The following is a 20,732-nucleotide window of genomic DNA, read 5'->3' on the forward strand; positions in this document are numbered from 1 at the left end:
GGCGAGGACCAGCCCGTCACCGGGCGGTGGCGTCGAGGCGCGCCAGCTCGGTCTCCACGTCCAGGTGCACCTCCGGCCAGTCGAGCCCCAGGCCCTCGAGCGCCTCCACCAGCAGCTCGGTGACCGCCAGCCGGGCGAACCACTTCCGGTCCGCCGGCACGACGTACCAGGGCGCCTCGTCGGTCGACGTGCGGTCCAGGACGGCCTGGTACGCCTCCTGGTAGTCGTCCCAGCGCAGACGGGCGTCGATGTCGCCCGGGTTGTACTTCCAGTGCTTCTCCGGGCGCTCGAGGCGTTCGCGCAGGCGCGCCGCCTGCTCCTCGTAGGAGACGGTCAGCATCACCTTGACCACCACCGTGCCGCGGGCGGCGACCTCCTCCTCGAAGGCGACGATCTCGTCGTAGCGGCCCTTCCACTCGCTGCGGGGCACGAGGTTCTCGACCCGGACCACCAGGACGTCCTCGTAGTGGGAACGGTCGAAGACGCCGATGCGTCCTGGGGCGGGCAGCGCCGCGCGGATCCGCTCGAGGTAGTGCTGGGCCGCCTCCTGCGGCGTCGGCGGCCCGAACGCGCGCAGCGACACGCCCTGCGGGTCGACCATGCCCAGCACGTGCCGGACCACGCCGCCCTTGCCGGCGGTGTCCATGCCCTGCAGCACCAGGAGGACCGACCGGTCGCCCCCGGTGCGCCCGTGGGCGTAGAGCTTCTCCTGCAGCTCCGACAAGGTCTCCCCGCGGGCCGCCATCGCGGTCCGCCCCTGCGCCTTGTCCCCGTCGAACCCGGGTGTGCCCCGGCGGTCCATGCCCGCGAGGTCGAACCCCGGTCCGGCGCGCAGCGCCTCGTGCGCCGGGACGGACCAGCCGGGCGGGGTCGTCGTCCCCGCGCCGGTCCCCGCGCTGTCGTCGCCGCGCGGTGTCACGCGCCCGCTCCCGTCCGGACGACCGCGACGGACCGGCCGGGCACCGTGACCCTGCCGTCGTCCACCGTGGCGCCGTCCCAGGCCGCGAGCACCTCGCGCGCGTCCAGGTCGAGCGTCACGTGGTCCTCGCCCAGGACCATGACGACGGCGACGCCGCCCCGGCGCAGGACGAACCAGGTGCCGTCGTCGTCGTGGCGGGTGCTCGTGGCCGCGAGGTCGCCGGACGCCAGGTCCGGCTCCGCACGCCGCAGCGCGACGAGGTCGGTGTACCAGCGGAGCATGCGGGCGTGCTCGGGCCGGTCGCGCTCGGAGCGGTCGAGCCGGCTCGCGGCCACCGTGGACGCCGCCTGCGGGTCGGGGACGTCGACCGGGCCGCCGTAGATCTCCTCCCAGCCGTGGCCGCCGAACTCCTCGGTGCGCCCGCGCCGGATCGACTCGGCGAGGTCGGGCTCGGCGTGGTCGGTGAAGAACTGCCAGCGGGTGCGCGCGCCCCACTCCTCGCCCATGAACAGCATCGGCGTGAAGGGCGAGAGGAGGACGAGCGCCGCGGAGACGGCCAGCCCGCCGGCGTCGACGTGCTCGGAGGGCCGGTCGCCCAGCGCGCGGTTGCCGACCTGGTCGTGGTCCTGGGAGAAGACGACGAACCGTCGTCCGTCCGTCCCGGGGGGCACCGGACGACCCCAGTCGCGGCCCCGGAACCGGGAGAAGCCGCCGTCGTGGCGGAACACCCGGGTGAGCACCGTGTCGAGCACCTCGAGGGACCCGAAGTCGACGTAGTAGCCGTGCCGCTCCCCGGTGACCGCCGCGTGGATCGCGTGGTGCACGTCGTCGGCCCACTGCGCCGTCATGCCCATCCCGCCCTCGGCGGTCGGCGTGACCATCGTCGCGTCGTTGAGGTCGGACTCGGCGACGAGCGACAGCGGCCGGCCGACCTGCGCGGCCAGCGCCTGCACGGCGTCGGCGAGCTCGGCCAGCAGGTGCGTGGGGGAGTCGTCCACGAGGGCGTGCACCGCGTCCAGCCGGAGCACGTCGACGTGGAAGTCCCGCAGCCACCGCAGGGCGTTGTCGACGACGAACGCGCGCACCTCCCCGGCGTCAGGCCCGTCGAGGTTGACCGCCTGCCCCCACGGCGTCTCGTGCCGGTCGGTGAAGTAGGGGCCGAACACGCCGAGGTAGTTGCCGGACGGTCCGAGGTGGTTGTGGACCACGTCGAGGCACACGGCCAGGCCCCGGGCGTGGGCCGCGTCGACGAAGCGCTGGAGGGCAGCCGGGCCGCCGTACGGGTCGTGCACGGCGTACAGCGCGACGCCGTCGTACCCCCAGCCGTGCACGCCGGGGAAGGCGGCGACGGGCATGAGCTCGACGACGTCGACGCCGAGCGCGACGAGCTCGTCGAGGTGCTCGACCGCGGCGTCCAGGGTGCCGGCGTCCGTGAACGTGCCGACGTGGAGCTCGTAGACGACGGCGCCGCGGACGTCTCGGCCCGCCCAGTCGCGGTCGGTCCACGCAAACGCGCCCGGGTCGAACGTCCGGCTCGGGCCGTGCACGCCGTGCGGCTGCCACGGGCTGCGCGGGTCCGGGCGCGCGTCCCCGCCGTCGACGGCGAAGGCGTAGTCCGTGCCGTCGGGGATCTCGACGGGCGACTCCCACCAGCCCCCGTCCCGGCCGATCATCGGGTGGACGGCGACGCTGCCGCCGTCCACGCGGGGCAGGTGGAGGTCGACGGTGGCGGCGGCGGGCGCCCAGACGCGCGGGCGGCTGGGGGCGCCCTGGGCGGGTCGCAGTGCGGGGCTGTCGGTGGAGGTGCTGGTCGTCACCCGGTCAAGACTGCCCGGGGCGGACCAGGAGAGCCACCGGGAGGGTGTCGAGGAGCTGGGTCAGGGGCACCAGGCCCCCCGGCACCTCGCGGCCGCTCAGGGTGTCCTGCCACGTCCCCTCCGGCAGGGCCACCGTGTGGTCCCCCCACCCGCCGAGGCGCTCGAGCGCGAGCGCGAGCCGCGTCGCGACCGTGACGACCCGCGGCTCGCCGTCGGCGGTCCGCGCGAAGGCCAGGGCGTTCCCCGACGACGACGGGAGGGGCTGGTAGCCCGCGGTCGCGTCGACGAAGGCCTCCGGGTGCGACCGACGCGCCCGCAGCGCGCGCGAGGTGACGAGCATCTTCTCGTCCGCCAGCGAGCGCGGCTGCTGCTCCTCGAGCCGGTCCAGCGCCTGGCTGAGGGCGCCGTAGTCGACCGGCCGCCGGTTGTCCGGGTCCACCAGCGCGACCGCGGGCACCTCGGTGCCCTGGTACACGTCGGCGACCCCGGGCATCGTGAGCTGCACGAGCTTGGTGCCGAGGGTGGTCGCGCGCACGCCGGCGGCGGTGCGACGCACCCACCCGGCATACGCGTCACGGACGGCGGGCAGGTCGAGCACCTGGCGCGCGTGGTCCAGGACCGCCTGCTCGTACGCCTCGTCCGGCGAGGTCCAGGACGTGTGCGACTTCGCCTCCCGCACCGCCTTGGTGAGGTACTGCGTGAGGCGGTCGGCGTCGATGGGGCCACCGTCGTCCCAGGTGCCCGCGAGCGTCTGCCACAGGATGTTCTCCGTGCGTCCGTCGAGGATCGACGGCCGCAGGTCCGCGGTCGCGGCCCGGAGGGTGTCGACGAGCTCGGACCACTCGACGGGCAGCTCGGACAGGACGGCGAGACGGGACCGCACGTCCTCGCTGCGCTTGGTGTCGTGCGTGGACAGCCCCGTCATGGCGACCGGTGAGTGCTGCTGCGCCCGCAGGGCGAAGGCGTGCAGCTCCTCCGGGCTGATCGCGAACCGCTCGGGAGCGCCCCCGACCTCCGCCAGGCTCAGCAGGTGCGTCCAGCGGTAGAACGCCGTGTCCTCCACGCCCTTGGCCATGACGGCGCCGCAGACCTGCTGGAAGCGGACGATCAGCTCGTCCCGCCGGGCCTCGCGGGTGCGGCCGGCGGACCCGATCTCGTGGCCCAGCAGCATCTCGGCGAGCAGGTCCAGCGTCTCCAGGCGGTCACCCTCGAGGTGGGCACGGGCGCGCTGCACGCACTCGGCGAACGCGGCGGCGGAGTCCGGGTGGACGGGACGGCCGGGGGCGACGTAGTAGCGGTAGCGGTCGGCCGCGACGAGGAGCTCCACGAGGCAGTCGTGCAGCGAGCGGCGCGTGTGGTCCCGCAGCCGCACGTCGTCGCGGCAGATGTCGGCCGCCAGGCCGGCGAGCCGGTCGACCTCGGCGTAGAGCGGACCGAGCACGATCTCGCGCTTCGCCTCGTCGATCATCGCGGGGAGGGCGTCGGTCGTGTCACCGGTGAGGCGGTGCATGACCGCGCCGAGCTCCCCGCCACCGCCGGGGTCGACGAAGGCGGCCTCGACGCGCCACATGGCGTCGTAGCCGGTGGTCCCCGCTGTCGCCCAGTCCTCGGGCAGCTCCTCGGTGGGCGCCAGGATCTTCTCCACGACGACCCACGCGTCGTCGGTCGCCTCGGCGAGCCGCTCGAGGTACCCCTGCGGGTCCGCGAGGCCGTCGGGGTGGTCGATGCGCAGACCCTCGACGGTCCCGTCGTGCACGAGCCCCACGAGCAGGCGGTGCGTGGCGTCGAACACGTCGGGGTCCTCGACGCGGATCGCGGCGAGCGTCCCGACGTCGAAGAACCGGCGGTAGTTGAGCTCCTCGTTGGCGACCCGCCAGTACGCGAGCCGGTAGTGCTGCCGGTCCACCAGCTCCGCCAGCGGCAGGCTCTCCGTCCCGGGCCGGATCGGGAACACGTGGTCCCAGTACCGCAGGACCGGCTGCGGCTCGTCGCTGCCGGGCACGACCGCCTCGTCGAGGGAGAGCTCGTCGGCGGCCAGGACCGCGCCGAGGCGGCGGCCGAGGACCGGCATGAGCAGCGCGCCCTCGCCGGCGCTCCAGTCCACGTCGAACCACGCGGCGTACGGCGACTCGGGGCCGTGGGCGAGGACGGACCACAGCGCCCGGTTGTGCCACACGGGTGTCGGCACCGCGACGTGGTTGGGCACGACGTCGACGACCAGGCCGAGGCCCTGCTCCTGGGCGGCCGCGTGCAGCCGCCGCAGGCCCGCCTCACCGCCGAGCACCGAGGAGATCTCGTCGTGGTCCACGACGTCGTACCCGTGCGTGCTGCCCGGTGCGGCGGTGAGGACCGGCGACAGGTACAGGTGCGTGGCGCCGAGGCGCGCCACGTACGGTACCTGCGCCACGGCGTCGTCGAACGTGAAGTCCGCGTTGAGCTGGAAGCGGTAGGTGGAGACGGGGATCGGCCGGCCCTGGGGCGGCCGACGTCGTGCGGGGCCCTGGCGCGCCTCCGTCATGCCGCTCCGCCGGTCGCCGGACGCTCGAGCACGACGACGGACCGTCCGGTGACGTCGATCGTGTCACCCGCCTTGACGTCGTCGCCGACCTCGAGGTTGTGGTCGGTGTCCAGCACGCAGGTCCAGGCCGTGCCGTACTTGCGCCGCGGGATGGTGAACCGCACCGTCTCCGGGGCGGCGTTGTAGAGCATGAGGAAGCTGTCGTCGGTGACGCGCTCGCCGCGGACGTCCGGCTCGTCGATGGCCTCCCCGTTGAGGAACACCATGAGTGCCTTCGCGTACCCGGCCTGCCAGTCCTCGTCGGACATCTTCGTGCCCGCCGTGGTGAACCAGACGATGTCCTTGAGCGCGGACTCGCCGCCGTGCTGGGCGTTGCCCGCGAAGAACCGGCGGCGCCGCAGCACGGGGTGGTCACGGCGGAGGTGCACGATGCGGCGCGTGAACTCGAGGTGCGCCGCCTCCTCCGTGCTGAGGTCCCAGTCCATCCACGTGATCTCGTTGTCCTGGCAGTACCCGTTGTTGTTGCCGTGCTGGGTGCGCCCGATCTCGTCGCCGTGGGCGAGCATCGGCACGCCCTGGGACGTGAGCAGGGTGGTGAGCAGGTTCCGCATCTGCCGCCAGCGCAGCGCCTCGACGGTCTCGTCGTCCGTGGGGCCCTCGACGCCGCAGTTCCAGGAGCGGTTGTGGCTCTCGCCGTCGGCGTTGCCCTCGCCGTTGGCCTCGTTGTGCTTCTCGTTGTAGGAGACGAGGTCGCGCATCGTGAAGCCGTCGTGGGCCGTCACGAAGTTGATCGACGCGATCGGCTTGCGGCCCGTGTGCTCGTAGAGGTCGGAGGAGCCGGACAGTCGGCTCGCGAACTCCGCCAGCGTGGCGGGCTCGCCCCGCCAGTAGTCGCGCACCGTGTCGCGGTACTTGCCGTTCCACTCGCTCCACAGCGGGGGGAAGCCACCGACCTGGTAGCCGCCCTCGCCGACGTCCCACGGCTCGGCGATGAGCTTGACCTGGCTGACGACCGGGTCCTGCTGGACGAGGTCGAAGAAGGCCGAGAGGCGGTCGACCTCGTGGAACTGCCGGGCCAGCGTCGAGGCGAGGTCGAACCGGAAACCGTCCACGTGCATCTCGTTGACCCAGTACCGCAGCGAGTCCATGAGCAGCTGCAGGACGTGCGGGTGCCGCATGAGCAGCGAGTTCCCCGTCCCGGTCGTGTCGTAGTAGTGCCGCTTGTCCTCGTCGACGAGCCGGTAGTACGCCGCGTTGTCGATGCCCCGGAACGACAGGGTGGGGCCCAGGTGGTTGCCCTCGGCGGTGTGGTTGTAGACGACGTCGAGGATGACCTCGATGTCGGCCTCGTGCAGCGCCTTGACCATCTGCTTGAACTCCTGCACCTGCTGACCCGGCGTCGAGGACGAGCCGTAGCCGTTGTGCGGTGCGAAGAACCCGATGGTGTTGTAACCCCAGTAGTTCGACAGACCCTTCTCCTGCAGCGTCGGGTCGTTGACGAACTGGTGCACGGGCATGAGCTCGATGGCCGTGATCCCGAGGTCGCGCAGGTGGTCGATGATCGCGGGGTGCGCCATGCCGGCGTAGGTGCCGCGCAGCTCCTCCGGGATGCCGGGGTGCTGCATCGTCAGGCCCTTGACGTGCGCCTCGTAGACGACGCTCTCGTGGTACTCGTGCATCGGGGGGCGGTCGTGGCCCCAGTCGAAGAAGGGGTTGATGACCACGGACGTCATGGTGTGGCCGAGGGAGTCGTCGGTGTTGAAGGACTCCGGGTCGCCGAAGTCGTAGGAGAAGAGCGACTGGTGGCCGTCGATCTGGCCGTCGATCGCCTTGGCGTACGGGTCGAGGAGCAGCTTGGCGGGGTTGCACCGGTGACCGGCCGCCGGGTCGTACGGGCCGTGCACGCGGAACCCGTAGCGCTGGCCGGGCTGCACGGAGGGGAAGTACCCGTGCCACACGAAGGCGTCCACCTCCGGCAGCTCGACGCGCGCCTCGGTCCCGTCGTCGGCGATGAGGCAGAGCTCCACGCGCTCTGCGACCTCGGAGAAGACTGCGAAGTTGGTACCCGTGCCGTCGAACGTCGCGCCGAGGGGATAGGGCCTGCCGGGCCAGATCTGCATGGGCCAAGAGTGCCAGGCCCCGGGGGGGTCCGCTCACCGTGCACAGCGATCCGGGGTGTGCGGGTGATCACGGTCATCCGGGGACGGCACCGACCGGCCGGGCGGCGCCACGGGTGCGCCGGCCGGCCGGGGCCTCTCTCCGGCGGTCAGATGAAGAGCAGCTGCGCCCCCTCGGTCAGCTCGATGAAGTCGCTCGCGCTGATGATCGCCTCGACCTCGTCGTAGAGGTCCGCCTCCGACAGCTTGTTCATGTCCGCGCTCATGCGGCACGCCCACAGGTGACCGCCCGCGGCCACGATCTGCTCGAGGAACTCGGGGACGTCCGGGACGCCCAGGTCGGCGATGGTCTTCTTCATCTGGCGCGTGGCCATCGTGGTCATGCCGGGCATCGGGGTGAGGCCCTGCGGCATGTGCGTCGCGGTGTTGCCGACGGGCGTGAACTTCAGGTCGTGCATCCGCGACTTCGTGATCATGTCGAAGCCCCAGAACGTGAAGAAGAGGTGCGTCTCCACGCCCTCGCCGAGCGCGGCGTTGGCCAGGATGAGCCCCGGGTACGCCATGTCGAGGTTGCCCTTGGAGCAGATGATCGCGAGCTTGCGACCCTCGGAGCCCTCGTCGTCGAACGACGGGACGATCGGTGCGTCGGTCATGGTGCGTCCTCTCCGGTGGTGGCGGGCGTCAGACGCAGCCGCGCGGCTTGGGCAGTCCGGCGACGTAGGCCATCTTCTTCGCCGGCTTCTTGGGGAACAGCTCGAACTGCTGCTTCGTGGGGAAGCCTCCGACCGTCTGGACCCGTCGGGTCGTCGCGGTCTCGCCCTGGGCCGCGAAGTCCTCGCGCAGGAAGCGCACGAGCCGCCAGTGGTCCTCGGTCATGTCGATCCCGATCGCGGACGCCAGCGCCTTGCCCAGGCCCTCGTCCCACTCGGTCGGGTCGGTCAGGAAGCCCTCGGGGTCGACGTGCACCTCGCGGCCGTCGATGGTGGTGACAGGCATGGTTGGTCAGTCCTCTCCGAAGCTGGGCACGATCGAGACCGGGGTGGGTGCGTCCGGGCGGTCGACGGCGGCCCCGCCGTCGCCGTCCGTGGCGGGCAGGCGCTTGCCCGCCATGGACATGTGGGCCGGCACGGGCATGCGCCTGCCGGGCAGGAGCACGTGCCAGTACAGGTGGCGGAACGCGAGCTTGCCGAGGTGGTTGATGCGGCTCTCCCGCAGCAGCTGCATCGGACCCACCCGGGGCAGCGGGTAGGTCCCCGGCAGCGGCTCGGTCTCGTAGTTGAAGTCGATGAGGAGCGCCTTCCCGCCTCCGGACTCGATGAAGCAGTTGGCGTGGCCGTCGAAGAGGTCGGTCATGGGCCGGCCATCGACGTGCGCGAGGAAGTTCTCGGTGAAGCCGTCCACCTGGAAGTGAGCGACGGAGCCCGCCTTGGACGCCGGCGTGTCCGCCGCGTCGCCGACCGCGAAGATCCGGTCGTCGTCGACGGACAGCAGCGTCTGCTTGTCGACCCGCACGTAGCTGAGCTCGTCGCCGAGCCCGCTGCGAGCCACGAAGTCGGCGCCCATGTTCACCGGGATGGTCACGAGGAGGTCGAAGGGGATCTCCCGCCCGTCGAAGGAGCGCAGGACGTGCGCGTCGCCGTCGATGCTCTCGACGACGACGTCCGGCTCCAGGGCGATCCGCCGCTCGGTGAGCATCGACCCGAGGAGCTCGGCGGACACGGGCTTCGTGAACGCGCCCGGCAGCGGCGTGGCGTAGGTGAGGTCCACGGCGTCCCGGATGCCGCGCTCGCGGAAGAAGGAGTCCGCGAGGAACGCCATCTCCAGCGGCGCGACGGGGCACTTGATGGGCATCTCGGCGACGTGCACGACGAACCGCCCGCCGGGCCAGTCCGCGAGGCGGGCTGCGAGCCTCATGGCGCCGGCGTAGGTGAAGAACTCGTGGACGTCACCGCCGGCCAGGGCCTCCTCGAGGCCGGGCGTCTCGGCGGGCCGCGGTGACGTGCCCGTCGCGATGACGAGGTAGTCGTAGGGCAGCTCCCGCCCGTCCTGGAGGTGCACGGTGCGACCGTCCCGGTCGACCCGGTCGATCGTGCCGGTGACGAGGTCGACGTCGTGGCGCAGCGTCGCGCGGACGGGCTTGCGCACGTCCCGGGGCCGCATCGTCCCGAACGGCAGGAAGAGGTAGCCGGGCTGGTAGTAGTGCGTGTCGGACTGCTCCACGACGGTGATGTGCCAGGCGTGGTGGGGCAGGCGCGGGCGGAGCCGGTTGACGACCATGGTGCCGGCCGTCCCGGCACCGAGGACGACGAGCCTTCTCATCGGGGCTCCTGGTGCTGGCTGGTCCGCCTGAGGGCGGGGGGCGGCGTCCGCCGTCCTACCGACGACGCTAGGAACCTGCCGGGCGGTGCGACAGGGACGAAGGTCCGATACCCCGGGGCGTATGGCCCGTCAGCGCCGGGAGCGGGTGCGCGGCGTGCGGATGCGGCACGGGGCGTCCGGTGCGACCGTGGCCCCATGAGCGAGCAGACACCGTCCGAGAAGCCGTACGACCCCGCCGAGGACCCCGACGCGGACCCCGACAACCTGCAGCCGCGGACCGGTTCGCAGGCCGCCGGCGGCCCCTCCGAGGGAGACCCGGACGCCGACCCCGACATGCTCAACCCGCGCACGGGCGACGCCGCCGGGGACGCCGGCTGACCAGGCGGCGCGTCGTCGTCGTCGGCGGCAGCGGGAACCTCGGCACGGCCGTCCTGCGCGCGCTGCACGACGACCCCGAGCTGTGCGTCGTCGGGGCCGTCGCGCGCCGCGTCCCACCGGTCGGCGCGACGGACGACGTCCCGGAGCCGTACGACGTCACGTGGACGGGCTGCGACATCGGTGCCGTGGGCCCGGACCGGCCCGTGCTGGACCGCCTCGAGGCGGCGTTCCGGGGTGCCGACGCCGTCGTCCACCTCGCGTGGCAGATCCAGCCGAGCCACGACCGCGACCGGCTGCGGCGGACCAACGTCGAGGGCACCCGGCGCGTCCTGGAGGCCGCCGACGCCGCCGGTGTGCCCCATGTCGTCGCGGCGTCCTCCGTGGGCGCGTACCGCCCCGTCGAGGACGACGAGCCCCGGGACGAGTCGTGGCCCGTCGACGCGGAGCCTCGGCGCAGCGCGTACAGCGTCGACAAGGCCGCGACGGAGGAGCTCCTCGACGCCTGGTCGGACCGTCTGGCCGTCGCCCGGCTGCGCCCCGCGCTCGTGTTCCAGCGGGCGGCCGCCTCGGCGATCGAGCGCTACTTCCTCGGACCCGCCCTGCCCGCGCGGGTCCTGCGCCTGCCCCTGCCGGTGCTCCCGTGGCCGAGCGGTGTCCGTGTGCAGGCGGTGCACGCCGACGACGTCGCGGCGGCCGTCCGCGCCGTCCTCGCCCGGCGCGCCACGGGGCCGTTCAACCTCGCGGCCGACGACGTGCTGCGGCGCGACGACGTGGCCCGCGTCCTCTCCGCCCGCCGGACGGTCGACGTGCCGCTCCCCGTCGTGCGCGGTGCCCTCTCCGCGGCCTGGCGGCTCCGCGCGGCACACCTCAGCCCGGGCTGGCTCGACCTCGCCGCGGGCGTCCCGGTGCTCGACACCGCCCGTGCCCGGGAGGTGCTGGGCTGGGTGCCGGCACGATCCGCGGTGCAGAGCCTCGCCGAGCTGGTGGACGGGATGGTCGACGGAGCCGGCACCGCGAGCCCGGTGCTGCGCCCCCGGCGTCGCGCGCGCCCGTCCGTCGTCGGCGGGCAGGCATCGTCGAGCTGAGGGTCCCGCGCAGGGGCGACCGGCGTCAGCGCGCCAGGCGCTCCACGACCGCGCCGTACACGCCCGGCAGCCGTGCCGCGGCCGGCACCACGGCGCGTCGCACCGGCGAGGTCGCGGCGCGGACCAGGCCCGACGTCAGGAGACGGTAGTCGCGCGTCGCGGCGCGCCACGCGCGCTCGTACTGCGCCGGGTCCTCCAGCGTGGCGACCGCGGCCCGGGCCTGCGCGAAGCCGACCCGCAGACCCTCGCCCGTGAGGGCGTCGACGTAGCCGGACGCGTCCCCGACCAGCCGCACGGGCCCGAGGCTGCGCCGCCGGCTGCGCTGCAGGAGCGGTCCGGCGCCGCGGACAGGACCGTCGGCCGCGGCCCCGGCGAGCCGCGCCGCGAGCTCCGGGAGCTCCGCCAGCGTGGCGTCCAGGTCCGTGCCGCGCGGCCCGAGCACGGCGACACCGACGAGGTCCTCGGCGACGGGGGTCACGTAGGCCTCTGCGCTCGGGGACCAGTGCACCTCCACGAGGTCGTCCCAGGGCGCCAGCCGGTAGTGCCGACGCAGGCCGAAGCGCCGGCGCGCGTCCGGGTGCCGCGGCGCCGCCTCGAGCCCGAGCAGCCGGCGGACGGGGGAGTGCAGGCCGTCGCACGCCAGCACCCAGCGCGCGGTGAGCTCGGCCGTGCCCGTGCCCGTCGCGGCGTCGTCGGCGGAGGGCTCGGGCGGGCCGGGTGCCCGTCCGCTCTGCACCATGGCGGCCGCCGTGCCGTCCGGCCGTGTGCGCAGCGCCGTGACGCGCCCGTGCAGCGCCGTCGCGCCGAGGTCCGCCGCGCGCTCGGCCAGCGCCGCGTGGAGGGTCGTGCGGCGGACGCCGCGCCCGACTGCCCCGCGGAAACGGTGGTCAGCGTGCCGCGGACCCTGCCGGTAGCTGATCCCCGCCAGCACGTGCCCGGGCGGGTCGACGTCCCAGGAGCGGAGGAGAGCGAGGGCACCGGGCATGAGGCCCTCGCCGCACGCCTTGTCCACGGCGCCCTCGCGGGGCTCCACGACGACGACGTCGAGCCCCGCTCGGCGACACTCCAGCGCGGCCGCCAGACCGACGGGCCCGCCACCGACGACGAGCACGTCCGTGTCCGTCCCGCGGACCGTCATCCCGGGGCCGTCAGGCGGCCGCGAGGGCACGCCGCAGCGCGCGCTCCTCGGCGGGGATCCGGAAGCGCCACAGGAGGACCGCGTTGAGCACGGTGAACGCCAGGGCCGTGACCCAGGCCGTGTGGATGAGCGGCAGGGCGATGCCCTCCACGACGACGGCGACGTAGTTGGGGTGCCGGAACCAGCGGTAGGGACCGCGGTCGACCAGCGGGAGCCCCGGCACGACGATGACGCGGGTGTTCCAGCGCGGGCCGAGGGTCGCGATGCACCACCAGCGCAGCGCCTGGCCGAGCACGACCAGGGCCAGCATCGGCCAGCCGAGCCACGGCAGGAACGGCCGGTCCGCGACGAGCACCTCCACCACGCAGGCGAGCAGGAGCGCCGTGTGCAGCGCGACCATGGCGGGGAAGTGGCCGCGACCGCTCTCGACCCCGCCGCGGGCGAAGGACCAGCGGGCGTTGCGCGCGGAGACGACGAGCTCGGCGAGCCGCTCGAGCGCCGTCGCCGCGACGACGGCGAGGTAGACGGTCAGCACGCAGCGGCCTCCGGCCACCGCAGCAGGACCAGCTCGGCGCTCACGCCGGGTCCGAACGCCACGACCATGCCGGGGGAGCCGGGCTCGGGGGCGACGGGACGCCGGAGGATGCGGTGCAGCACGTCCAGCACCGACGCGGAGGACAGGTTCCCGACGGAGGCGAGCGACGCGCGGCTCGCCTCCAGGGCGTCGTCGTCGAGGCCGAGCGCCACCTGGACCGCGTCGAGGATGCGCGGGCCGCCCGCGTGCACGACCCAGGTCGTCACGTCACCGGGCTTCAGGCCGTGCGCCGACAGCAGCGCCTCCGCGTCCTGCCCGAGGCTCTCCTCGATGAGCGCCGGGAGCGTGGGGGACAGGACGATCCGGAAGCCCTCGGCGCGCACGTCCCAGCCGAGGACGTCCTCGGTGCCGGGGTAGAGGCGGCTGCGGGTGGCGACGACCTCCGGCCCCTGCCCGGCGCGCGCGGTGGCAGGGTGCGCGTCACCGACGACGACGGCGGCAGCGGCGCCGTCGCCGAAGAGACCGCTCGCCACCATGTTGGCGGGCGACCGGTCGCCGCGCTGGACGGTGAGGGAGCACAGCTCGAGACACACCAGCAGGGCGACGTCGCCGGGGTGGCCCGCCAGGTAGTCGTGGACCCGGGCGAGCCCGGCCGCGCCGGCGACGCAGCCGAGGCCGAAGGAGGGCAGGCGGCGGACGTCGGGCCGCAGGCCCAGCCTGCCCACGAGCAGCGCGTCGACCGACGGGGCGGAGATGCCCGTGACGGAGGTGAAGAGCACGAAGTCCACCTCGTCCGCGGCGATCCCCGCGGAGGCGAGGGCGTCGGCCGCGGCCCGCTCGGCGAGGTCGGTGCCGAGGGTGCGGAAGAGGTCGTTCGTCGCCCCGAAGTCCCCGAGGTCGGCGTAGGCCGCCGGCTCCAGCGCCAGGTGGCGGGTCGTCACGCCGCTGTTCCGGTGGACCTTCTCCAGCAGCGCGCGCGCCGTCGCGTCGGGGGCGAGCAGCGGGGCGATCGCAGCGGTGATCTCCGCCTGGGGCCGGGGCGGCCCCGGCAGGGCCGGTGCGACCGAGATCACGTGGGACATCTCGGCATCGTGTCACGCTGTCGGTCATCCGTCGCGGCCCGCGGGTGCGGCTGCCAGGGCGGTGCCAGGTGGTGGTCGGTGGTGGCCGGTCGTGCCACGTGGTGCGAGGACGAGGTCGGAGCACGAGGGGAGCAGCGAGCCGGTGAGCACGAGCACGCGGAGGGACGGGCGCCGTACGGGCCGGCGGGTCCGCCGGGTGGCGCTGGGGCTCGCGCTCGCCTGCCACACCGGTCCCACGGTCGTCGTCACGGCGCTGTCCGGAGCCGTCGCGATCGCCGTGGGTGCGCCCGCGGTGACGGTCGTCCTGGTGGTGCTGTCGGTCCTGCTCGGCCAGCTGTCGATCGGCTGGTCCAACGACTGGATCGACGCACCCCGCGACCTCGCCGTCGCCCGCCCGGACAAGCCCGTCGTCCGGGGCCTGGTCGGCGTGGGCACGCTGCGGATGTCCGCGGTCGTCGCGGGGCTGGCCGGAACGGCCCTCCCGTTCGCCCTCGGGCCGGCCGCCGGGATGGCGCATCTGGTGGTCGTCGCCTCCGGGTGGGCGTACAACGCCGGGTTGAAGTCGACGGTCTGGTCGTGGCTGCCCTACGCCGCCGCCTTCGGAGCACTCCCCGCGTTCGTGGTGCTCGCCCTGCCCGGCGACGGCCGGCCCGCGGCGTGGGTGGTGGGCGTGGGGGCGCTGCTCGGCGTCGGCGCTCACCTGGCGAACGTCCTGCCCGACCTCGACGACGACGCCGCGACGGGCGTCCGGGGGCTGCCGCACGTCCTGGGTCGTCGTCCCACCGGGGTCCTGGCTCCGGTGCTCCTCGCGACCGGCGCGGCCACGTCGGTCCTGGCTCCGGCGGGTGCGCCGGGTGCGGGCGTGGTCGTCGTGGGCGCCCTCGCGGCGGTGGTCGGTGCCGTCGCCGGGACCGTGGGTCTGGTCCGGCCGACCAGCCGGTTGCCCTTCACGCTCGCGATGGTGGTCGCGGGCCTGTGCGTCGTCGCGCTCGTCGCGTCGGTGGACGCCGCCGTCGTGTGACGGCAGGGCGGCCGACGGCGGTCTCCGGCGTGTCCCGGCGCCGGCCGAGTCGCTCCGTCGCCGGACCGGCAGCCGTGTCGGTGGTGGGGGCGACCATGGGGCCATGACCGTCCAGGTGACCGCGCGCCGCGACCCGGTGCCCCGGCCCGTGCTCCTGCCCGGATGGTCCGCGCGCTCCAGATGGGGCTGGGACCCGGCGCTGGAGTGCTACTGGGCGCGCCTCGTCCCGCTCCGTCGGGACGGTGCCGTCCTCGAGGTCTCGCGCGAGCACCTCGTTCCCACCCTGGCGTCCCTGGCGCGCACGGTCGCAGCGCGGGCGGCCCTCGACGACGGACTCGTGTTCGTCGCGCTGACCGGCGGCATCGTGCCGGGCACGCCTCCGGCGGCGCAGCCGCGCCCCGGGAGGCGGACCTCCGGCTCCCGGCCTAGTCTCGAAGGACGCTGAGACGAGCAGAAGGAGGAGCCATGGGCACCGACGACAAGCTGCGCAACAGCGCCCAGGAGATGGGCGGCAAGGCCAAGGAGGGCGCCGGGCGCGTCACGGGGGACCGGGACCTGGAGGCCGAGGGCAAGACCGACCAGTCCGCCGCGAGCCTCAAGCAGGCCGGCGAGAAGGTGAAGGACGCCTTCAAGCGCTGACCCCCGCCGTCGAGCCGCCGGCAACCCACGGGGGGCCGTCACCGCCGGCAGAAGGACCGGAGCACCAGGGGGTGCTCCGGTCCTTTCTCGTGCGGGGTCCTTCTGCGACTCCGGGGTCCCTCCGCGACCTCGGTGGGCCCCGATCCCTGCCGACCGACCTGCCCTCAGTGCGCGCCGATCGCCCGGGCCTCCGTGACGGCCGCCACCACGCCCCCTGTCCACGGCTCGCCGTGACCGGGCAGGACGAGGTCCGCGCCCGTCTCCACGAGGCGGTCCAGGGAGTGCATGGCGAGCTCGGAGTCGGCGGTGGCGGCACCGGCGATGATCTGGGGACCGTCGAGCCCGGTGTACGGGTCGAGCGTCACGAGCGCGTCACCCGTGAGGACGGCGTCCCGTTCCGGCAGGTGCAGCGCGACGTGGCCGTAGGTGTGGCCGGGCGTGAACACGATGCGCGGCCGACCGGGCAGCTCGAGCACCTCCCCGTCCTCGAGGGGGCGGAGGTCGCGGACACCCCGGACCTTGAGGGCGCCGGCCCTGGCCATCGCGGCGAGGATGCGCAACGAGGCGGGGTGGCGGAACGGGTACGCGGCGCGCAGGTTCTCGTGGGCGTAGCGGTAAGGGTGCGCTGCGAGCCAGTGGTCCGCCTCGTGCGCCCAGACGTCGACGCCCACGCGCTCCTGCAGCCGCGCGGCGAACCCGACGTGGTCGAAGTGCGCGTGGGTCAGCACGAGGCCTGCCACGTCCTCGGGGCGGTGCCCGAGCTCGCGCAGGGCGAAGCCCATGAGCGGCCACATCCCGGGCAGGCCGGCGTCGACGAGGAGGACCCGCCCGTCGTCGTCGGCGACGACGTAGCAGTTGACGTACGCGCGCTCCAGACGGTGCACCCGGTCGGCCACCTCGGTCGTCAGCATCCGTCCTCCAGGTCTCGTGCGGGCGCCGCACCCCCACCGTAGGAGACCGTTCCCAGGGTCGCGCGCCCTCTGCGCGTCACGCCGTCTCCGGCAGGGTCCGCAGCACGCCGCTGTCGAGCGCGATGTCGACGTCGAGCGTGACGTCCCGGCTCGTGCCGGCGTAGCACCTGGTGCACCGCGACGGGGCCGGTGCCCCGTGCGGCTCAGCTCCGCGAGGTCATCGGGATGGCGAACGCCAGCGAGCCGAGCACGAGCCCGGCGGCGAACAGCGCGCCCGACGCCTGGTCGAAGCCGAAGCCCATGAGCGCGAGCGCCCCGAGGAACAGGAGGAAGCACAGCGCGAACGTGAGGACGCCCGACGGCGCGGGACGCTCGGTCGTCGGCTCGGTCCAGGTGTGCTCGCGGTCGTCCACGGGGTCTCCTCGGGTGGGGTGCGGTGCGCTCACTGTCGCGGAGCGTCCCGCACGGTGCAACTGCGTCTCGTGGGTGCCTCAGGCGTGCGGTGGCGGCGGGACCCGCAGGTCCCGCGGGTCACCTCCCAGGCGAGCCAGGACGGCGTCCGCGGCACGGCGTCCGGAGACGAGCGCGCCCTGGATCGACGCGGTGTCGCGGTGGTCGCCGGCGACCAGCACTCCGTCGACCAGGACGACCGGGCGGCGCCGCACGAGCGGTGGCAGCTGCGCCGGAAGTGCCTCCGCGACGCGGTGCACCGTCACGGTGGACCAGCGTGCGGTGGGGACGCCGTGGACGCGTCCCAGCTGCGACAGCACCGCTCTCTCCTCCTCGGCGTCTCCGCCGACGCCCAGCACCGTGCTGGCGACGAGCGTCCGGCCCGGGGGAGCCAGCTCGGGAGCGATGTCGGACACGACCGCGGTGTTCACCACGGGGCCCGTGCGGTCGCCGTCCAGGTGCAGCAGCGGGAGGGTCGCCGGAGAGCCGGCGTCGGTCGTGTGCCAGTAGGTGGTGAGGCCCCGCAGCGGTGGCACCCGGACGTCGGCGAGCGCTCCGGCGGTGGCCGGGTCCGTCGCGACGACGACGGCGGCCGCTTCCTGCGCGCCGCCGTCCGCGGTCCGGACACGGTCGGCCCGGACCTCCGTCACCCGGGTCCCGAGCCGCACCGATCCGGCCGGCAGCCGTGCGGCGAGCTGGCGCGGCACCTGACCCATGCCGCGCGCGGGCACGCCCGGGAGCCCCCGTGCGAAGGAGCGCACGAGCAGGCGGGCGAAGGTGGTGGAGCTCTCCCCGGCGTCGTCCGCGAGCACGCCCGCGAGGAAGCCGTCGACCACGCCGCTGCGGAACGCGCCGCGTACCCCGGCGGCGTCCAGCGACTCCCGCAGCGGCCGGTCCTCCCCGGCGAGGAGTCGGTCGACGGGCCCGAGCGCCGGCAGCGCCCAGGCCAGGAACCCCAGCTTGCTGCGCAGGCCGCCGCCGGCGAGCAGGTCGCCCGGCAGCGACGCGGGCAGGCGCCGGGGGTCGCCGAGCACGTGCCGTCGTCCGCCTCGGGCGACGACGACGCCGGCCCCGAAGGAGCGCAGGTCCAGCGCGTCGAGGTCGAGCAGCCGCGGCACCTCGGGATACGCCGGGTTGAGGAGCTGGAAGCCGCGGTCGCACCGGAAGCCGTCCAGGACGTCGGTCCGCACGCGTCCTCCGACGTCGTCCGCGGCCTCCAGGACGACGACGTGGACGCCGGCGGCGTGGAGACGCACGGCGCACGCCAGACCCGCGAGGCCGGCGCCGACGACGACCACGGGTCCGTCGGGCCCGACCGGGGACGGCACGGTGCTCATGGAGTCAGCGTAGGGCGGTGACCTGGCCCGTCGCCGTGGTGGTCGTCGCGGACGTGACGGCAACCCCTGTCGGCCGGGAGCGGGTGATGTTCCTCAAGGACCGGGCGGTGCTGCCGATGAGAAGGTCACAAGAGGTACGAAACTGCCCCACAGGGTGCCACGGCGCCCGCGAGAGCCGCCGAGGTGAGCATGGACCGCGCCGATGTGCGGCTCGGCACGGGTGGTGTCCTCGCACGCGTGCTCGACGGCGGACCGTGGGCCGCGATCGTCGCGGGGGTGCTGTCGAGCCTCGTGCTCACCGGCGAGGACGAGGCCGTCGGCCTCGTCATCACCCTGACCGCCGTCTTCGGGCTGCTGTTGACGCGGGTCGTGCTCACCGCCCACCGGGAGCCGCACCGCCGCCTGTCCCTGCTCCTGCTGGGCGGGGGCGTGGCCCTCTGGTCCGCCGGGTCGGCGTGGGTGAGCGTCGGCCGCACCCTCAGCGCGGTGACCTTCCCCGCACCGGGGGAGATCCTGTGCGTCCTGGCCTACCTCGCGCTGGCCGCCTTCCTGCAGGTCGACGCCCCGCGACGGGTCGCGACGTCGGCCGTCGCCTGGACCGAGGCGGGCATCGTGTGCGGTGCCGCGGTGTGCCTGGCGGGCTTCGCCGTGCTCGCGCCGCTATCCGGGACCGGCGTGCGCGGCGGGCTGGCGCTGCTGCTGGCCGTGCTCTTCCCCCTCATCAACCTCGTGCTCTCCACCATGGTCATCGCGCAGATGGTGCTCCGGCAGCGCGACCGGTCCGTCCGCACGCTGATGCTCGCGCTGGGCTTCCTCGGCATCGCGGTCGCGGACAGCAGCCTCATCGGGAGCCTCTCGACGGAGACGTACACCGCGAGCGTCGCCCTGCAGGCGCTCTGGGGCGCCAGCTTCGCGGCGCTCGTCGCCGCCGGCTGCCGGGCACCCGGCGTGCCGGACGGTCGCCCCGACGCCCGCGAGAGCACCCCCGTCCTCGTCACGGCCTCCGGACTGGCGCTGGTCGTGCTGGTGCTGGACCCGTGGACCGCGGTCGGCTGGGTCGTCCGGGTGGTCGCCCTGCTCACTCTCCTCGCCGCCGGCGTCCGCATGACGCTGGCGCTGCGGGAGGCGCGAGGCGCCGCCGAGGCCATGCGCCTGTCGCTCACGGACGAGCTCACCGGGCTGCCGAACCGACGCTCGCTGCTCGCGGCCACCGACCGCGCGCTGGAGGCGGGCGGCGCCGTCGGTGTGCTCCTGCTGGACCTCGACGGGTTCAAGGACGTCAACGACAGCCTCGGGCACGCGGCGGGCGACGAGGTCCTCCTCACCCTCGCCCAGCGCCTGCGCCGGCTGCTCCCGCCGAGCGTGCTGGTCGCGCGGCTCGGCGGGGACGAGTTCGCGGTGCTCGCGCCGGGGGCCGACGCGATCCTGCTGCTGGAGACCGCGCAGCGGCTGCGGCAGGCGCTGGCTGCGCCGGTGCGGGTGGACACCATGGACCTGGCCATCGACGCGTCCGTCGGCATCGCGCTGCACGCCACCGGGCCGACCGCGGCGAACGAGCTGCTGCGTCGGGCCGACATCGCCATGTACGAGGCGAAGCAGTCCCGCGTGGGCGCCCTGCTCTTCGACCCGTCCCTGGACGGCCTGGCCGGCGACCGGTTGCGTCGCGGCGAGGAGCTCCGGTACGCCCTGACCCACGACCAGCTGGTGCTGCAGTACCAGCCGCAGGTCGACGCCCGGACGCGGCAGGTCGTCGCGTTCGAGGCGCTGGTGCGGTGGCAGCACCCGCAGGAGGGCCTGCTCGGGCCCGCTGCGTTCCTGCCGGACGTCCGGCGCGTCGGCCTCATGACTGCCCTGACCGAGAAGGTGCTGCTCACCGCCGTGGCCGACCTGCGCCGGTGGCTCGACGCGGGGCTGGACCTGCGGGTGGCGGTGAACTGGGCGCCCGAGGAGGTCGTCGCCGGCGCGCTCGTCCCGACCCTCGTCGCCGCGCTCACCAGCGCCGGCGTCCCCGCCGAGCGGCTCACCGTCGAGGTCACCGAGGACTCCTTCCTCGCGGAGCCGGACCGGGCGCGGCAGGTCCTGCTCCAGCTCCGCAGCCACGGGGTGCAGGTCTCGATCGACGACTACGGCAGCGGCTTCTCCTCCCTGGCCTACCTGCGCGACCTCCCGGTCCAGGAGCTGAAGATGGACCGCTCGTTCGTCGCCCGCGTCGACCAGGACGACCGCAGCCGGCTCATCGTCCAGACGACGACGCAGATGGCGCGCGCGATGAACCTGCGGATGGTCGCAGAGGGCGTGGAGGACGCCGCGGTGGCCGCGGCGCTCCTGCCGCTCGGCGTGGACATCCTGCAGGGCTATCACATCGCCCGCCCGATGCCTGCGGACGAGGTCGGTGCGTGGGTGGCACGGTGGCGCGCGCTCGTGGCGCTGCAGGGCATGCGGCCCGGCACGACCGAGCGCTGAGGC

General features: G+C 74.4%; 19 protein-coding genes. 6 read left to right on the forward strand and 13 right to left on the reverse strand.

From position 1 onward, the window contains the following. Positions 1–16 precede the first annotated feature (16 nt). The 7 genes from LG379_RS10135 to LG379_RS10165 all read right to left on the reverse strand — a co-directional run bounded on the left by LG379_RS10135 (position 17) and on the right by LG379_RS10165 (position 9,690). Positions 17–919, reverse strand: coding sequence for a PPK2 family polyphosphate kinase (locus LG379_RS10135; protein ID WP_225754424.1), 903 nt, complete (start codon positions 917–919; stop codon positions 17–19). Continuing rightward, entirely contained in the window at positions 916–2,703 is a 1,788-nt protein-coding gene (treZ, locus tag LG379_RS10140) for a malto-oligosyltrehalose trehalohydrolase (RefSeq protein WP_225754937.1), read from the reverse strand. Before treZ ends, LG379_RS10135 begins: the two co-directional genes overlap by 4 nt. Positions 2,704–2,740: 37 nt before the next feature. Then, positions 2,741–5,254 (reverse strand): malto-oligosyltrehalose synthase, encoded by a 2,514-nt coding sequence (gene treY, locus LG379_RS10145; RefSeq protein ID WP_225754425.1) that lies wholly within the window; start codon positions 5,252–5,254, stop codon positions 2,741–2,743. Beyond that, the gene (gene glgX / locus LG379_RS10150) at positions 5,251–7,374 is read right to left on the reverse strand and encodes a glycogen debranching protein GlgX (protein ID WP_225754426.1); all 2,124 of its coding nucleotides are present in this window, start codon (positions 7,372–7,374) and stop codon (positions 5,251–5,253) included. The genes treY and glgX overlap by 4 nt, the downstream gene beginning before the upstream one ends. 146 nt (positions 7,375–7,520) lie before the next feature. Then, on the reverse strand, positions 7,521–8,024 hold the full coding sequence (locus LG379_RS10155; protein ID WP_225754427.1) for a DsrE/DsrF/DrsH-like family protein: 504 nt from the start codon (positions 8,022–8,024) through the stop codon (positions 7,521–7,523). A 28-nt stretch (positions 8,025–8,052) separates the two neighbouring features. Then, positions 8,053–8,367, reverse strand: coding sequence for a TusE/DsrC/DsvC family sulfur relay protein (locus LG379_RS10160; RefSeq protein WP_225754428.1), 315 nt, complete (start codon positions 8,365–8,367; stop codon positions 8,053–8,055). A 6-nt stretch (positions 8,368–8,373) separates the two neighbouring features. Next, entirely contained in the window at positions 8,374–9,690 is a 1,317-nt protein-coding gene (locus LG379_RS10165; RefSeq protein ID WP_225754429.1) for an NAD(P)/FAD-dependent oxidoreductase, read from the reverse strand. A 195-nt stretch (positions 9,691–9,885) separates the two neighbouring features. Between LG379_RS10165 and LG379_RS10170 the strand changes: the two genes are divergently transcribed. Together LG379_RS10170 and LG379_RS10175 are read left to right on the forward strand one after the other, a co-directional pair. Beyond that, on the forward strand, positions 9,886–10,068 hold the full coding sequence (locus LG379_RS10170) for a hypothetical protein (RefSeq protein ID WP_225754970.1): 183 nt from the start codon (positions 9,886–9,888) through the stop codon (positions 10,066–10,068). Continuing rightward, positions 10,065–11,153, forward strand: coding sequence for an NAD-dependent epimerase/dehydratase family protein (locus LG379_RS10175; protein ID WP_225754938.1), 1,089 nt, complete (start codon positions 10,065–10,067; stop codon positions 11,151–11,153). Before LG379_RS10170 ends, LG379_RS10175 begins: the two co-directional genes overlap by 4 nt. 25 nt (positions 11,154–11,178) lie before the next feature. Here the strand turns inward: LG379_RS10175 and LG379_RS10180 are convergent, their stop codons facing one another. The 3 genes from LG379_RS10180 to LG379_RS10190 are packed head-to-tail and all read right to left on the reverse strand — an operon-like array spanning position 11,179 to position 13,908. Further along, the gene (locus tag LG379_RS10180) at positions 11,179–12,291 is read right to left on the reverse strand and encodes an NAD(P)/FAD-dependent oxidoreductase (protein ID WP_225754430.1); all 1,113 of its coding nucleotides are present in this window, start codon (positions 12,289–12,291) and stop codon (positions 11,179–11,181) included. A 10-nt stretch (positions 12,292–12,301) separates the two neighbouring features. After that, positions 12,302–12,826: an isoprenylcysteine carboxyl methyltransferase family protein gene (locus LG379_RS10185; RefSeq protein WP_225754431.1), complete on the reverse strand. Its 525-nt coding sequence runs from the start codon at positions 12,824–12,826 to the stop codon at positions 12,302–12,304. Continuing rightward, positions 12,820–13,908, reverse strand: a complete 1,089-nt coding sequence (locus LG379_RS10190; protein ID WP_225754432.1) for a type III polyketide synthase — start codon at positions 13,906–13,908, stop codon at positions 12,820–12,822. The genes LG379_RS10185 and LG379_RS10190 overlap by 7 nt, the downstream gene beginning before the upstream one ends. 142 nt (positions 13,909–14,050) lie before the next feature. Here LG379_RS10190 and LG379_RS10195 point away from each other — a divergent pair, with 142 nt between their 5' ends. From LG379_RS10195 to LG379_RS10205, 3 genes are all read left to right on the forward strand, one after another. Beyond that, the gene (locus tag LG379_RS10195; protein ID WP_225754433.1) at positions 14,051–14,929 is read left to right on the forward strand and encodes a UbiA family prenyltransferase; all 879 of its coding nucleotides are present in this window, start codon (positions 14,051–14,053) and stop codon (positions 14,927–14,929) included. A 103-nt stretch (positions 14,930–15,032) separates the two neighbouring features. Further along, a complete protein-coding gene (locus LG379_RS10200) occupies positions 15,033–15,374 on the forward strand; it encodes a hypothetical protein (protein WP_225754434.1) in 342 nt (113 codons plus the stop codon). A gap of 20 nt (positions 15,375–15,394) precedes the next feature. Further along, on the forward strand, positions 15,395–15,568 hold the full coding sequence (locus LG379_RS10205; protein WP_225754435.1) for a CsbD family protein: 174 nt from the start codon (positions 15,395–15,397) through the stop codon (positions 15,566–15,568). A gap of 164 nt (positions 15,569–15,732) precedes the next feature. Here the strand turns inward: LG379_RS10205 and LG379_RS10210 are convergent, their stop codons facing one another. The 3 genes from LG379_RS10210 to LG379_RS10220 all read right to left on the reverse strand — a co-directional run bounded on the left by LG379_RS10210 (position 15,733) and on the right by LG379_RS10220 (position 18,266). Next, on the reverse strand, positions 15,733–16,479 hold the full coding sequence (locus LG379_RS10210; protein ID WP_225754436.1) for an MBL fold metallo-hydrolase: 747 nt from the start codon (positions 16,477–16,479) through the stop codon (positions 15,733–15,735). Between the two features lie 203 nt (positions 16,480–16,682). Next, positions 16,683–16,892, reverse strand: coding sequence for a hypothetical protein (locus LG379_RS10215; RefSeq protein ID WP_225754437.1), 210 nt, complete (start codon positions 16,890–16,892; stop codon positions 16,683–16,685). Between the two features lie 78 nt (positions 16,893–16,970). Further along, complete coding sequence (locus tag LG379_RS10220; RefSeq protein WP_225754438.1) at positions 16,971–18,266, reverse strand: NAD(P)/FAD-dependent oxidoreductase; 1,296 nt, start codon at positions 18,264–18,266, stop codon at positions 16,971–16,973. A gap of 189 nt (positions 18,267–18,455) precedes the next feature. Between LG379_RS10220 and LG379_RS10225 the strand changes: the two genes are divergently transcribed. Next, on the forward strand, positions 18,456–20,729 hold the full coding sequence (locus tag LG379_RS10225) for a bifunctional diguanylate cyclase/phosphodiesterase (protein ID WP_225754439.1): 2,274 nt from the start codon (positions 18,456–18,458) through the stop codon (positions 20,727–20,729). Positions 20,730–20,732: the final 3 nt, after the last annotated feature.

It is taken from the genome of Actinotalea sp. Marseille-Q4924 (genome assembly GCF_916618755.1).
Taxonomy (GTDB): Bacteria; Actinomycetota; Actinomycetes; order Actinomycetales; family Cellulomonadaceae; genus Actinotalea.

Bases quoted from the DNA above. Each gene is read 5' to 3' on its own strand.
- treY (WP_225754425.1), bottom strand. From the start codon at position 5,254: ATGACGGAGGCGCGCCAGGGCCCCGCACGACGTCGGCCGCCCCAGGGC.
- glgX (WP_225754426.1), bottom strand. From the start codon at position 7,374: ATGCAGATCTGGCCCGGCAGGCCCTATCCCCTCGGCGCGACGTTCGAC.
- LG379_RS10155 (WP_225754427.1), bottom strand. From the start codon at position 8,024: ATGACCGACGCACCGATCGTCCCGTCGTTCGACGACGAGGGCTCCGAG.
- LG379_RS10160 (WP_225754428.1), bottom strand. From the start codon at position 8,367: ATGCCTGTCACCACCATCGACGGCCGCGAGGTGCACGTCGACCCCGAG.
- LG379_RS10165 (WP_225754429.1), bottom strand. From the start codon at position 9,690: ATGAGAAGGCTCGTCGTCCTCGGTGCCGGGACGGCCGGCACCATGGTC.
- LG379_RS10170 (WP_225754970.1), top strand. From the start codon at position 9,886: ATGAGCGAGCAGACACCGTCCGAGAAGCCGTACGACCCCGCCGAGGAC.
- LG379_RS10180 (WP_225754430.1), bottom strand. From the start codon at position 12,291: ATGACGGTCCGCGGGACGGACACGGACGTGCTCGTCGTCGGTGGCGGG.
- LG379_RS10190 (WP_225754432.1), bottom strand. From the start codon at position 13,908: ATGTCCCACGTGATCTCGGTCGCACCGGCCCTGCCGGGGCCGCCCCGG.
- LG379_RS10200 (WP_225754434.1), top strand. From the start codon at position 15,033: ATGACCGTCCAGGTGACCGCGCGCCGCGACCCGGTGCCCCGGCCCGTG.
- LG379_RS10205 (WP_225754435.1), top strand. From the start codon at position 15,395: ATGGGCACCGACGACAAGCTGCGCAACAGCGCCCAGGAGATGGGCGGC.
- LG379_RS10210 (WP_225754436.1), bottom strand. From the start codon at position 16,479: ATGCTGACGACCGAGGTGGCCGACCGGGTGCACCGTCTGGAGCGCGCG.
- LG379_RS10220 (WP_225754438.1), bottom strand. From the start codon at position 18,266: ATGAGCACCGTGCCGTCCCCGGTCGGGCCCGACGGACCCGTGGTCGTC.
- LG379_RS10225 (WP_225754439.1), top strand. From the start codon at position 18,456: ATGGACCGCGCCGATGTGCGGCTCGGCACGGGTGGTGTCCTCGCACGC.